11 protein-coding genes are annotated in these 12,804 nt (G+C 71.5%); 10 read left to right on the forward strand and 1 reads right to left on the reverse strand.

The genetic code is table 11. The annotated features are described in order from the left end of the window. Positions 1 to 87 precede the first annotated feature (87 nt). The 5 genes from mmsA (at position 88) to MWU57_RS17425 (ending at position 6,057) form a co-directional block, all read left to right on the forward strand. Positions 88 to 1,647 (forward strand): multiple monosaccharide ABC transporter ATP-binding protein, encoded by a 1,560-nt coding sequence (gene mmsA / locus MWU57_RS17405; protein WP_246910949.1) that lies wholly within the window; start codon positions 88 to 90, stop codon positions 1,645 to 1,647. Then, the gene (gene mmsB / locus MWU57_RS17410) at positions 1,644 to 2,822 is read left to right on the forward strand and encodes a multiple monosaccharide ABC transporter permease (protein WP_106267097.1); all 1,179 of its coding nucleotides are present in this window, start codon (positions 1,644 to 1,646) and stop codon (positions 2,820 to 2,822) included. Before mmsA ends, mmsB begins: the two co-directional genes overlap by 4 nt. A 69-nt stretch (positions 2,823 to 2,891) precedes the next feature. Further along, complete coding sequence (locus MWU57_RS17415; RefSeq protein WP_374108588.1) at positions 2,892 to 4,094, forward strand: ROK family transcriptional regulator; 1,203 nt, start codon at positions 2,892 to 2,894, stop codon at positions 4,092 to 4,094. Beyond that, a complete protein-coding gene (locus MWU57_RS17420) occupies positions 4,091 to 4,846 on the forward strand; it encodes an ATP-binding cassette domain-containing protein (protein WP_106267093.1) in 756 nt (251 codons plus the stop codon). Before MWU57_RS17415 ends, MWU57_RS17420 begins: the two co-directional genes overlap by 4 nt. A gap of 89 nt (positions 4,847 to 4,935) precedes the next feature. Further along, a complete protein-coding gene (locus MWU57_RS17425; RefSeq protein ID WP_106267091.1) occupies positions 4,936 to 6,057 on the forward strand; it encodes a sugar-binding protein in 1,122 nt (373 codons plus the stop codon). A gap of 28 nt (positions 6,058 to 6,085) precedes the next feature. On the opposite strand, the gene purU is transcribed toward MWU57_RS17425, so the two are convergent. Continuing rightward, positions 6,086 to 6,997, reverse strand: coding sequence for a formyltetrahydrofolate deformylase (purU, locus tag MWU57_RS17430; protein ID WP_106267089.1), 912 nt, complete (start codon positions 6,995 to 6,997; stop codon positions 6,086 to 6,088). A 29-nt stretch (positions 6,998 to 7,026) separates the two neighbouring features. Here purU and MWU57_RS17435 point away from each other — a divergent pair, with 29 nt between their 5' ends. The 5 genes from MWU57_RS17435 (at position 7,027) to araA (ending at position 12,724) form a co-directional block, all read left to right on the forward strand. Beyond that, positions 7,027 to 7,608 carry a GNAT family N-acetyltransferase gene (locus tag MWU57_RS17435; RefSeq protein ID WP_246910950.1) on the forward strand — a complete coding sequence of 194 codons (582 nt, stop codon included), beginning with the start codon at positions 7,027 to 7,029 and terminating at the stop codon, positions 7,606 to 7,608. A 35-nt stretch (positions 7,609 to 7,643) separates the two neighbouring features. Then, entirely contained in the window at positions 7,644 to 8,678 is a 1,035-nt protein-coding gene (locus tag MWU57_RS17440; RefSeq protein WP_246910956.1) for a LacI family DNA-binding transcriptional regulator, read from the forward strand. Between the two features lie 118 nt (positions 8,679 to 8,796). Continuing rightward, the gene (locus MWU57_RS17445) at positions 8,797 to 10,413 is read left to right on the forward strand and encodes a xylulokinase (RefSeq protein WP_246910952.1); all 1,617 of its coding nucleotides are present in this window, start codon (positions 8,797 to 8,799) and stop codon (positions 10,411 to 10,413) included. A gap of 34 nt (positions 10,414 to 10,447) precedes the next feature. Next, complete coding sequence (locus MWU57_RS17450) at positions 10,448 to 11,167, forward strand: L-ribulose-5-phosphate 4-epimerase (RefSeq protein ID WP_165799980.1); 720 nt, start codon at positions 10,448 to 10,450, stop codon at positions 11,165 to 11,167. A 45-nt stretch (positions 11,168 to 11,212) separates the two neighbouring features. Further along, entirely contained in the window at positions 11,213 to 12,724 is a 1,512-nt protein-coding gene (araA, locus tag MWU57_RS17455; protein WP_246910955.1) for an L-arabinose isomerase, read from the forward strand. Positions 12,725 to 12,804: the final 80 nt, after the last annotated feature.

Below are 12,804 nucleotides of genomic sequence, written 5' to 3' on the forward strand. Positions count from 1 at the left end.
GGTGCCGGCGGCGGGCCCGGCCAGGGCTCTGCCGTCGGCGTGGTCGCCGGCGGCAGGCACACCCCAGAAGGAGGGACGAGGGCGCACATGAGCACCATCCTGGAGATGCGCTCCATCACGAAGGAGTTCCCGGGCGTCAAGGCGCTGGCCGGGGTCGACCTCGATGTCACCGAACGCGAGATCCACGCGATCTGCGGCGAGAACGGCGCGGGCAAGTCCACGCTGATGAAGGTGCTGTCGGGCGTCTACCCGCACGGGACCTACACCGGCGACATCGTGTTCGAGGGCGACACCATGCGGTTCGGGTCGATCAACGACTCCGAGGACCGCGGGATCGTCATCATCCACCAGGAGCTCGCCCTGGTGCCGTACCTGTCCGTCGCGGAGAACATCTTCCTCGGCAACGAGACGCGCAACCGGTTCGGGCTGATCGACTGGAACGACGCCAACCAGCGCGCCGCCGAGCTGCTCGCACGGGTGGGGCTCCACGAGAACCCCACGACGCCGGTCTCCCAGCTCGGCGTGGGCAAGCAGCAGCTCATCGAGATCGCCAAGGCGCTGTCGAAGAAGGTCAAGCTGCTCATCCTCGACGAGCCGACGGCCGCGCTGAACGACACGGACTCGGCGCACCTGCTCGACCTGCTGCGCACGCTGCGCGCCGAGGGCATCACCTGCATCATCATCTCGCACAAGCTCAACGAGATCGCCGACATCGCCGATCGCACCACGATCATCCGTGACGGGCAGACGATCGAGACGATCGACATGGCGGACCCCGACTCGACCCAGGACCGCATCATCCGCGGCATGGTCGGGCGCGACATCGAGAACCGCTACCCGCACCGCACGCCGGACATCGGCGACGAGGTGCTGCGCGTCGAGGACTGGAACGTCGACCACCCCACGCAGGCAGGCCGCCAGATCATCACCGACGCCTCGTTCCACGTGCGCGCCGGAGAGGTCGTCGGCATCGCGGGCCTCATGGGCGCCGGTCGCACCGAGCTGGCGATGAGCATCTTCGGGCGTTCCTACGGCCGCAACATCCGCGGCAAGATCTTCAAGGACGGCAAGCAGATCCAGGTGCGGGACGTGGCCGAGGCGATCAGCCACCACATCGCCTACGCCACCGAGGACCGCAAGCAGTACGGCCTCAACCTCCTGGACGACATCCGCCACAACGTCTCCTCCGCCGGGCTCGGCAAGCTGTCCCCGAACGGCTGGGTCAACGGCAACGAGGAGCTGAAGGTCGCGGAGGAGTACCGCGAGTCGCTCAACATCAAGACGCCCCACGTGCTGGTCAACGTCGGCAAGCTCTCCGGCGGCAACCAGCAGAAGGTCGTGCTGTCCAAGTGGCTGTACACCGACCCGGACGTGCTGATCCTCGACGAGCCGACGCGTGGCATCGACGTCGGCGCCAAGTACGAGATCTACACGATCATCAACAAGATGGTCGCGGCGGGGAAGGCGGTCATCGTCATCTCCTCCGAGCTGCCCGAGCTGCTGGGCATCTCCGACCGTGTCTACACGCTGGCCTTCGGCCGCATCACCGGTGAGGTCCCGGTCGCCGACGCGACGCAGGAGCGCCTCATGGAGCTCATGACGATCGAGCGTGACCAGCCCCTGCCCACGAAGGAACTGAAATCATGAACGTCATCGCCGGAGCCCGGGACCTCATGACCCGGCACCTGCGCGAGAGCGGGATCTTCGTCGCGTTCGCGGCGCTCGTGATCCTCTTCGCCGCGCTGAACCCGAACTTCCTCAGCGCCAACAACCTGACCAACATCATCCTGCAGTACTCCTACATCCTGATCCTCGCGATCGGCATGGTGATGGTGATCGTGGCGGGCCAGATCGACCTGTCCGTCGGGTCGGTGGTCGCGTTGACGGGCGCGGTCTCGGCCGTGGTCGTCATCCGGATGGGCATGCCGTGGTACGTCGGCGTGATCGCGGCCCTCGTGGTCGGGCTGCTCGTCGGGATGTGGCAAGGGTTCTGGGTCGCGTACGTCGGCATCCCCGGCTTCATCGTCTCGCTCGCCGGCATGCTGCTCTTCCGCGGCCTGACGTACCTGGTGCTGGACAACGTCTCGCTCTCGCCGTTCGGCGGCACGTACTACGAGATCGCCAACGGGTTCTTCAACGGGCTCCTCGGCGGCATGGGCTTCGACGTCTTCACGCTCGTCATCTTCGGCATCGCCGTGGCCGGCTACGCCGTGTCGCAGTGGCGCTCGCGCCAGGGCAAGATCGCCTACCAGCAGTCGGTCGAGTCGATGCCCACGTTCATCGTGAAGATCGTCGCCGTCGCCGCCGTCGTCATGTGGTTCGGCTACCAGCTGTCCACGTACCGCGGCCTGCCGCTGGTGCTGGTCATCCTGGCCGTGCTGATCATCGTGTACGCGCTGGTGACGCAGAAGTCGGTGTTCGGCCGGCACATCTACGCGGTCGGCGGCAACCGGCACGCGGCCGAGCTGAGCGGTGTGAAGGTCCGCCGGATCAACTTCTGGGTCTTCGTCAACATGGGTGTCCTCGCCTCGGTCGCGGGCGTCGTGTACTCCTCCCGCATGAACGCCGCGCAGCCCGCTGCGGGCAACATGTTCGAGCTGGACGCGATCGCCGCCTGCTTCATCGGTGGCGCCTCGACCACGGGTGGTGTGGGCCGCGTCGGCGGCGCCATGATCGGTGGTCTGATCATGGCGGTCATGTCGAACGGCATGCAGCTCATGGGTGTCCCGCAGTCGATCCAGCAGGTGGTCAAGGGCCTCGTGCTCCTGCTCGCCGTCGCGTTCGACATCTGGAACAAGCGCCGCGCCGCGGCCGCGCGCTGATCCACCCGACGACGGCGGGCGGGCGGTTCGACCGCCCGCCCGCCGCCGTCGTCTCCTACACTCCGGGGCGTGAAGGGACGGCACCCGATGGCGGGATCCCAGTCGTCGCTGCGCGAGGCCAACCGAGCCCGCGTCGTGGACGCGGTCAAGAGGCACGGCGGCCTGACGCAGGTCGAGCTGGCCGGTGCCACCGGGCTGTCCGCCGCGACCGTCTCGGCGATCGTCAAGGAGCTCGTCGCCGCCGAGATCGCCGAGGTCCGCAGCACCGTCCGTTCGGGGCGCCGGGCACAGCTGGTGACGCTGTCGCACCGCGTCGGGCTCGTGGCGGGCGTGGTCGTCGGCTACCGGCACCTGTGGGTGGCGATCGCAGACGTCTCGCACGAGGTCCTCGCGGAGCAGGTGCTGCCGTTGCCGGCCGACCACCGCTCGGACACCAGCCTGGACCGGGTCGCCCTGCTCGTGGTGGACCTGGTGGAGCGGGTCGGCTCGGACCTCGGCGAGCTGCTCGGCATCGGTGTGGGGCTGCCCGCCCCCGTCAACCCCGCGACGGGCATGATCGGCCTGCGCGGCGTGCTGCGCGGGTGGGACTCCGTCCAGATCTCCCAGGTGCTGGAGAAGCGCCTGGCCCGCCCCGTCTTCGTGGACAACGACGCCAACCTCGGGGCGCTGGCCGAGTCGACGCTCGGCGCCGGCCGTGAGCTGCGCGACATCCTCTACGTCAACGCCTCCCAGGGCGTGGGCGCCGGTCTCGTCGTGAACGGCCGCGTCCATCGTGGCGCGGACGGGACCGCGGGCGAGATCGGGCACGTGCAGGTCGACCCCGCGGGGCGGATCTGCGCCTGCGGCAGCCGCGGCTGCCTCGAGACGGTCGTCGGCGGTGCGGCGCTCCTGGAACCGCTGTACGCCAGCTACGGCCACCTCACGCTGCGGGACGTGGTGCGCCTGGCCAAGGACGACGACCCGGGCTGCCGGGAGATCGTGGCCGACGCCGGGGCGACCGTCGGCGGGGTCGTCGCGGCGCTCGCCACGGGCCTGGGACCCCAGCGCGTCGTCGTCGGCGGGGAGCTCGCCGAGACCGGCGAGGCGTTCCTCGCCCCGCTGCGCGAGGCCCTGCGGCGTCGCACGGTGCTGAGCCGGTCCGGTGGTCCCGACGTGGTGCCGGCCGCGCTAGGGTTGCGTGCCGAGCTCCTGGGTGCGATCGCGCTCGCCCTGGCGAGCACCGACCTGTTCGAGCGACCCGACAGCACCGACGACGAGGGAGCGGGACGATGACGCTGCCCACCGACGGCACGCGCCGGCGCTCGCCCCTGCTCGCGCTGCGTGAGGTGAGCAAGAACTTCGGTGCCGTCGAGGCGCTCGTCGGCGTCGACCTCGAGGTCCGCTCGCACGAGGTGGTCGCCCTGGTCGGGGACAACGGCGCCGGCAAGTCGACGCTCGCCAAGATCGTGGCGGGCGTGCTCACGCCGGACGCCGGCCAGGTGGAGATCGCCGGGAAGCCGGTGACGATCCACTCGCCGTCGGCCGCCAACGCCCTGGGCGTGGCCAGCGTGTTCCAGGACCTCGCGGTCTGCGAGAACCTGGACGTCACGGCCAACGTTTTCCTCGGGCAGGAGATCCGTGGCCGGGCCGGCATGCTCCGTGACGGGCAGATGGAGGTCGACACGCGCCGTCTGCTGGAACACCTGACGGTGCGGATCCCGTCGGTGCGCACACCGCTGCGGAGCCTCTCCGCGGGCCAGAGGCAGGCGGTGGCCATCGCGCGGACGTTGATCGGAGAGCCGCGCATCGTCGTGCTCGACGAGCCGACGGCGGCCCTCTCGGTGGCGCAGACGGCGGAGGTGCTCACCCACATCGAAAGGCTGCGAGAGCTGGGCCTGGGCGTCATCCTCATCAGCCACAACCTCAACGACGTCCGGGCCGTCTCCGACCGGATCGAGGTGTTGCGGCACGGACGCAACAACGGGTCCTTCCCGGCCTCGGCCAGCCACGAGTCGATCCTGGCCGCGATCACCGGGGCCGCCTGACCGATCGATGTGATCAGCGCACGCCGCTCGGCGTGCGATCGAGACACGGAGTCCGCCCCAGGTGCGGCGGACTGAAACGGAGGAACGCGATGAATCGACGACTGGCAGCAGGTGCTGCCGTCGTGGGGACGGCCGCTGCGCTCGTCCTGTCGGGTTGCGGGGCCGACGAGGAGGAGGCCACCGGAGCGGGCACGATCGGTGTGGCGATGCCGACCGAGACGTCCGAGCGCTGGATCTCGGACGGCGAGACCCTCGCGGCCGGTCTCGAGGAGGCGGGCTACGCCGTCGACCTGCGGTACGCGGGGGACGACACCGCCGGCTTCAAGCAGGCCGACCAGGTGCAGGCGATGATCGACGGCGGCGCCGAGCTCCTGATCATCGCGGCCGTCGACGGCGCGGGGCTCACCGACCAGCTGGAGGCCGCCGCGGCCCGGGACATCCCGGTCATCGCCTACGACCGCCTGCTGCTCGAGAGCGAGGGCGTGGACCACTACGTGACCTTCGACAACTACGAGGTCGGGGTCGCCCAGGCCACCTCGTTGCTGCAGGGCCTCGGCGTCGTCGACGCCGACGGCGAACCCACCGGCGACGAGGGCCCGTACAACATCGAGCTGTTCGCCGGCTCCCTGGACGACAACAACGCGCACATCTTCTGGCAGGGCGCGATGGACACGCTCCAGCCGTACCTCGACGACGGCGTCGTCACGGTGCCGTCGGGACAGGTCGACATCGTCGAGGCCGAGACCTGGCGCTGGTCCAAGGACCTGGCCCAGGACCGGATGACGAGCCTCCTGGCGCAGTACTACGCGGACGGCACCGAGCTGCACGGCGTCCTCTCGCCGTACGACGGCGTCTCGCGCGGTGCCATCACCGCCCTCGCCCTCGAGGGCCACGGCCCGAAGATCGCGGACGGGATGCCCGTGGTGACCGGTCAGGACGCCGAGGCCGCGTCGGTCAAGCTCATCCGCGAGAAGATGCAGTACTCCACGGTGTTCAAGGACACGCGCGCGCTGGCCGAGGAGGCCGTCAAGGCGGCGCTGGCCTACCTGGACGGCGAGGAGCCCGAGGTCAACGACACCACGACGTACGACAACGGGGTGAAGGTCGTGCCGACGTACCTGCTCGGCGTGTCGACGGTGAACCGCGGCGACATCGACGAGGTGCTGGTGGACAGCGGGTACTACACGGACGACGAGATCACCGTCGGCTGACCCGGGGGCCGCGCCGCGTCGGTCCGCCTCAGTGGAAGACGACCGTGCGGTGGCCGTCGAGCAGCACGCGGTGCTCGGCGTGCCACCGCACGGCACGGGCGAGGGTGCGCCGCTCGACGTCCTCGCCGAGGGCGACGAGGTCGGCCACGGCCCGCGAGTGGTCCACCCGCTCGACGTCCTGCTCGATGATCGGCCCCTCGTCGAGGTCGCCGGTCACGTAGTGGGACGTGGCACCGATGAGCTTGACGCCGCGTTCGTGCGCCTGGGCGTAGGGGCGGGCGCCCTTGAACGACGGCAGGAACGAGTGGTGGATGTTGATGACCTGCCCGGACAGGTCGCGGCACAGCTCGTCCGACAGGATCTGCATGTAGCGGGCCAGCACGACGAGCTCCACGTCGAGCTCGTCGACGAGCCGCCGCAGACGGTCCTCGGCCGCGGCCTTCGTGTCCTTCGTGACCGGCACGTGGTGGAACGGCTTGCCGTAGAACTCGGCGATGTCCTCCAGGTCACGGTGGTTGCCGACCACCCCGACGACGTCGATCGGCATGCCCTGGTCCCGCTCGCGGTAGAGCAGGTCGACCAGGCAGTGGGCGGCGCGGGAGACCATGACGAGAGTGCGCACGGGGCGTCCCACGACGTCCAGGGTCCAGGTCATCTCGAAGCTCGCCGCGACGTCGGACATCGCGGCCTCCAGCTCCTCGCGCGAGGCGTGCGACTCGACCTGGACCCGCATGAAGAAGGTGCCCGAGCCGGGGTTGCCGAACTGCTGGGACTCCGTGATGTTGCCGTCGTGCGCGGCGAGCATCCCGCTCACGGCGTGCACGATGCCGGGGCGGTCCGGGCACGACATGGTCAGGACCCACTCGGTGGGGCGCCCGGCGGGTGCCGGCGTGCTCGAGGGCGGGGAGGCAGGAGCGGGCGGTGTGGTCACGCACGCCATTGTCGCCCACGGTCTGCCACGATGGGGCCATGAGCGACACGACCGCCGTCCCGGACGGCGCCGCGGGCGGCGCCTCGGCGCCCGACAAGTCCACCCGGATCGCCCTGGTCACCGACGACCAGGCCGGCGAGCTGCTGACGCTGCGGCGTGCGGCGTTCGTCTCCGAGGCGCAGCTGTACGACGACCCGCACATCCCGCCGCTGACCCAGACGCTGGCGGAGCTGCGCGAGGACATGGCGCGCGACGACATCGTCACGATCGGCGCGTGGGAGGGCCACCGGCTGGTGGGGTCGATCCGCGTCGAGGTCGAGGGCCCGAAGGCGACGCTGGGCCGTCTCGCCGTCGCGCCCGACCAGCAGGGCAAGGGCCTGGGCACCACGCTGATGTTCGCGATCCTCAACTACCTGCCCGAGCACGTCACCGAGATCTGGGCGTTCACCGGCAAGGACTCCAAGCACAACCTCGCGCTGTACACGAAGCACGGCTACGAGGCGCAGTACGACGAGGCCGCCGGCCAGCTGACGATGACCTACCTGCGCCGGGTGCTGCACGCCGTCGACGCGCAGCCGGTGGACGACTCCGCCGCGGGTTCCTCCGCCGACCGGTCGTGAGCGGCCACGGGACCGACCGGGTCCGGCGGCCGTCGATGGCCGACGTCGCGGCCGTCGCCGGCGTCTCGCACCAGACCGTCTCACGCGTGCTCAACGAGCACGCGAGCGTCCGCGGGGAGACCCGCGAACGGGTGCAGGCCGCGATCCAGGAGCTCGGCTACCGGCGCAACAGCGCGGCACGGGCTCTGGCGACGTCCCGTTCGGGCACGTTGGGCGTGGTGACCACGGGGTCGGCGCTCTTCGGCCCGACGAGCACCCTCATCGCGGTGGAGGAGGCCGCCCGCGACAAGGGCTACTTCGTGTCCGTCGCGACGCTGCGCACCTACGACACGAGGTCGATGCACGAGGCGCTCGAGCACTTCATGGCCCAGGGCGTGGACGGCATCGTCGTCATCGCCCCGCACGACGACGTGGCCGCGGCGGTCGAGTCGTTCCGCGCACCGGTCCCGGTGGTGGTCGTGGCGGCTCTGGGAGAGACCACGGCGGAGACCAGGGCGGGCAGCGCGGCCGGGGAGCCGGCGTCGGCCACGATGTCCGTCGCCGTCGACCAGCGGGCGGGGGCACGGGCGGCGACCGAGCACCTGCTCGGCCTGGGCCACGCCGACGTGGTGCACGTCGCGGGGCCGCAGGACTGGTTCGACGCGCGCGAACGCGCCGCGGGCTGGCGGGAGGCGCTGGCGGCGCACGGCATCGAGCCGACCCGGCCGCGGACCTGCAGCTGGTCGGCCGAGGACGGCTACCACGCGGGTCAGGACCTGGCGGAGGCCGTGGTGGCGGGAGAGGGGCCGACGGCGGTGCTCGCCGGGAACGACCAGCTCGCGCTGGGGATCCTGCGGGCGCTGTGGGAGCGCGGCCTGCGGGTGCCCGACGACGTCTCGGTGGTCGGGTTCGACGACGTGGCGGGCGCGGCCTACTTCGTACCGCCGCTGACGACGGTCCGGCAGCCGTTCGCGGCGCTCGGCGCGCAGTGCGTCGCGATGGTGCTCGCGTCGCTGGCGGGCGAGACCGTGGCGGTGGAGCGGATCGAGCCGCGCCTGGTGGTGCGCTCGTCGACGGCGCCGCCGCGCTGACGGCGTGCCCGGCGGGACGGCGTCCGGTGCCGGGACCAGCGCCGTCGGGGCCGGGTTGGAACCGACCCCATGTGAGCGCTAACATCATCACGACCCGATTCAAGGAGTGAACACGGCGATGACGCTGCAGGACCAGGCGACCGTGCGGGACGCCATCACGGCCGGGCGGACGACGCTCGGCATCGAGCTCGGCTCGACCAACATCAAGGCCTGTCTCGTCGGCCCGGACCACACGCCGATCGCCGGTGGGTCCCACGCCTGGGAGAACGAGCTCGTCGACGGGGTGTGGACGTACTCCCTCGAGGCGGTGCACACCGGGATCCAGGGCGCCTACGCGGCGCTCGTGGCCGACGTCGAGGAGCGCTACGGCGTCCGCCCCACCACGTACGCGGGGCTGGGCGTCTCCGCGATGATGCACGGCTACCTGCCGTTCGACGCCGCCGGTGAGCTGCTCGTGCCGTTCCGCACGTGGCGCAACACGAGCACCGGGCCCGCCGCCGCCGAGCTCTCCGAGCTGTTCGGGTACAACATCCCGCTGCGCTGGTCGATCGCGCACCTCTACCAGGCGATCCTCGACGACGAGCCGCACGTGCCGCAGATCGCCTCGTTCACCACGCTGGCCGGCTACGTGCACCGGGCCCTCACCGGCCGCCACGTGCTGGGCGTCGGCGACGCCTCGGGCATGTTCCCGATCGACCCCGCGACGCGCGACTACGACCAGCGCATGCTGGGCCAGTTCCGCCACCTGGTCGCCGCCGAGCGGCCCGGCCTGCAGGTCGAGGGCTTCCTGCCCGAGGTGCTGACGGCCGGCACGGAGGCCGGGCGGCTCACCCCCGCCGGCGCCGCGCTGCTCGACCCGACCGGCACCCTCGAGCCCGGGGTCCTGCTCTGCCCGCCCGAGGGCGACGCGGGCACCGGCATGGTCGCCACCCACGCGGTGGCGCCCCGCACCGGCAACATCAGCGCGGGCACCTCCGTCTTCGCCATGGTCGTCCTCGAGCAGCCGCTCACCAGCGTCCACCACGAGCTCGACCTGGTCACCACCCCGGCCGGCGACCTCGTCGCGATGGTGCACTGCAACAACGGCGCGAGCGAGCTCGACGCCTGGGCCGGGATGTTCGGCGAGCTCGCCACCGCGCTGGGGCACGACGGCGGCGCGGACGAGGTGTTCGGCGCCCTCTTCCGCGCGGCCCTCGAGGGAGAGCCCGACGGCGGCGGCCTGCTCGCCTACAACTACCTCGCCGGGGAGCCCATCACCGGTCTCGACGAGGGCCGGCCCCTCGTCGTGCGCACGCCCGGCAGCCGGCTCACGCTGGCCAACTTCATGCGCGCGCAGATCTACGGCGCCTTCGGCACGCTGGCCCTCGGCATGCGCGTGCTCCACGGCGAGGGTGTCGCCATCGACTCGTTGTTCGCGCACGGCGGGGTGTTCCGGACCGCCGGCGTGGCCCAGCGGCTCCTCGCCGCCGCGGTGGGCGCCCCCGTCTCCGTCGGGCAGACCGCGGGGGAGGGCGGCGCCTGGGGCATCGCCGTGCTGGCCGCGCACGCCGCCGCGGCCACCGCAGCCGGTGCCGACGCGGAGTCCCTCGCCGACTACCTCGACGAGCGCGTGTTCGCCGACGCCGTCCTCGAGGTCGCCGAGCCCGACGCCGACGACGTGGCCGGCTTCGCCACCTACCTGGAGCGGTACACCGCCGGCCTCGCGGTCGAGCGGGCCGCCACCGCGGCGCTGTAGCGCCGTCCCGACCGAGGAACGGAGAACCACCCCGATGCCGATCAACGGGCCCATCACCGAGGTACCCGCCCACCTGCGGGCCGCCGTCGACGCCGCCAAGGAGAAGGTCGCGGCGCTCCATGCCGAGCTGCCCCGCTGGGAGCTCGTGGTGTGGACCGCGGGCAACGTCTCCGAGCGCGTGGCCGACGACCAGGCGCCCGGCACCGACGGCGACCTGCTCGTCATCAAGCCCTCGGGGCTGTCCTACGACGACATCACGGCGGACGCCATGGTGGTGTGCGACCTGGACGGGAACCTCGTCGAGGGCGACCGGGCGCCGTCGTCGGACACCGCCGCGCACGCCTACGTCTACGCGCACATGCCCGAGGTGGGCGGCGTGGTGCACACGCACTCCACCTACGCCACGGCGTGGGCCGCCCGCGGGGAGGAGATCCCCTGCGTGCTGACGATGATGGCGGACGAGTTCGGCGGACCGGTCCCCGTGGGCCCGTTCGCGATCATCGGCGACGACTCGATCGGCCGCGGGATCGTCGAGACGCTGCAGGGCTCCCGCTCGAAGGCCGTGCTCATGCAGAACCACGGCCCGTTCACCATCGGCTCCGACGCCAAGGCGGCCGTCAAGGCCGCCGTCCTGTGCGAGGAGGTCGCCCGCGCGGTGCACGTCTCGCGCCAGCTCGGCGAGCCGCTCCCCATCGCGCAGGAGCACGTCGACTCGCTGTACGACCGCTACCAGAACGTGTACGGCCAGCGCTGACCCCGGCCGGCGTCGGCCCCGAACGTCCCTCTCGAAAGGAAGCACATGAGCAAGCCCTACGGCGACCGCGAGGTCTGGTTCCTCACCGGCAGCCAGGACCTGTACGGACCCGAGACCCTGGAGCAGGTCGCGCAGCAGTCGCGCGAGGTCGCCGAGGCCCTGCACGCCGCCGGCGACGTCCCCGCGAACATCGTGTGGAAGCCGGTCCTCAAGGACTCCGGCTCGATCCGCCGCGCGATGCTCGACGCGAACAGCGACGACAACGTGCTCGGCGTCATCACCTGGATGCACACCTTCAGCCCCGCGAAGATGTGGATCGCCGGGCTCGACGCCCTGCGCAAGCCGCTGCTGCACCTGCACACGCAGGCGAACGTCGAGCTGCCCTGGTCCGAGATCGACATGGACTTCATGAACCTCAACCAGGCCGCGCACGGCGACCGCGAGTACGGGTACATGCTGTCCCGCCTCGGCGTCGCGCGGACCACGGTGGTGGGCCACGTCTCGAACCCGGCCGTGCAGCGCCGGGTCGGCACCTGGGTCCGGGGCGCCGCCGGCTGGGCCGCCACGCACGAGCTCACCCTCGTCCGGTTCGGCGACAACATGCGCAACGTGGCCGTCACCGAGGGCGACAAGACCGAGGCCGAGCTGCAGTTCGGCGTCTCGGTCAACACCTGGGGGGTCAACGAGCTCGTCGCCGCCGTCGCGGAGGTCTCGGACGACGCCGTCGACGCGCTGGTGGCGGAGTACGAGGAGCTCTACGACGTGGCGCCGGAGCTGCGCGCGGGCGGGGAGCGTCACGACTCGCTGCGGTACGCCGCGCGCCAGGAGATTGCCATGGAGGCGTTCCTCGTCGAGCGCGGGGCGAAGGCCTTCACCACGAACTTCGAGGACCTCGGCGACCTGCGCCAGCTCCCCGGCATCGCGGTGCAGCGGCTCATGAGCAAGGGCTACGGCTTCGGCGCCGAGGGCGACTGGAAGACGGCCGTGCTGGTCCGCGCCGCCAAGGTCATGGGCGAGGGCCTGCCGGGCGGCGCCTCCCTCATGGAGGACTACACCTACGACCTCACGCCCGGCAACGAGCTGATCCTCGGCGCGCACATGCTGGAGATCTGCCCCTCCCTGACGACGTCGAAGCCCCGGGTGGAGATCCACCCGCTCGGCATCGGTGGCAAGGAGGACCCGGTGCGCATGGTGTTCGACGCGGACCCCACCGAGGGCGCCGTCGTCGTCTCGCTGGCCGACATGCGCGACCGGTTCCGCCTCACGGCGAACGTGGTGGACGTCGTGCCGCCCACCGAGGAGCTGCCGAACCTGCCCGTGGCCCGGGCCGTGTGGCGGCCGCGACCGGACTTCGCGACGTCGGCCGAGGCCTGGCTGACCGCCGGCGGCGCGCACCACACGGTGATGTCGACCGCCGCCGGGATCGAGGCCTTCGAGGTCTTCGCCCAGATCGCGGGCACCGAGCTGCTGGTCATCGACGAGTCGACGACCCGGCGCGGCTTCACCGACCAGGTGCGCTGGAACCAGGTGTACTACCGGATGGCCCGGGGGCTGTGACCACCCACCCCTGACGCCCGCCCCACCCCACTCCACCCCACCCCGCCCTCCGCTGTGGGTGCACGACACGCCGCCGAACC

It is taken from the genome of Isoptericola sp. S6320L (assembly GCF_023015685.1).
GTDB classification, from domain to species: Bacteria; Actinomycetota; Actinomycetes; order Actinomycetales; family Cellulomonadaceae; genus Isoptericola; species Isoptericola halotolerans_A.

What these genes read in the sequence shown, in the direction of transcription:
- MWU57_RS17435 (WP_246910950.1), top strand. Translation starts at nt 7,027, where the DNA reads ATGAGCGACACGACCGCCGTCCCGGACGGCGCCGCGGGCGGCGCCTCG.
- MWU57_RS17420 (WP_106267093.1), top strand. Translation starts at nt 4,091, where the DNA reads ATGACGCTGCCCACCGACGGCACGCGCCGGCGCTCGCCCCTGCTCGCG.
- MWU57_RS17445 (WP_246910952.1), top strand. Translation starts at nt 8,797, where the DNA reads ATGACGCTGCAGGACCAGGCGACCGTGCGGGACGCCATCACGGCCGGG.
- mmsA (WP_246910949.1), top strand. Translation starts at nt 88, where the DNA reads ATGAGCACCATCCTGGAGATGCGCTCCATCACGAAGGAGTTCCCGGGC.
- purU (WP_106267089.1), bottom strand. Translation starts at nt 6,997, where the DNA reads ATGGCGTGCGTGACCACACCGCCCGCTCCTGCCTCCCCGCCCTCGAGC.
- MWU57_RS17450 (WP_165799980.1), top strand. Translation starts at nt 10,448, where the DNA reads ATGCCGATCAACGGGCCCATCACCGAGGTACCCGCCCACCTGCGGGCC.
- araA (WP_246910955.1), top strand. Translation starts at nt 11,213, where the DNA reads ATGAGCAAGCCCTACGGCGACCGCGAGGTCTGGTTCCTCACCGGCAGC.
- MWU57_RS17440 (WP_246910956.1), top strand. Translation starts at nt 7,644, where the DNA reads ATGGCCGACGTCGCGGCCGTCGCCGGCGTCTCGCACCAGACCGTCTCA.
- mmsB (WP_106267097.1), top strand. Translation starts at nt 1,644, where the DNA reads ATGAACGTCATCGCCGGAGCCCGGGACCTCATGACCCGGCACCTGCGC.
- MWU57_RS17425 (WP_106267091.1), top strand. Translation starts at nt 4,936, where the DNA reads ATGAATCGACGACTGGCAGCAGGTGCTGCCGTCGTGGGGACGGCCGCT.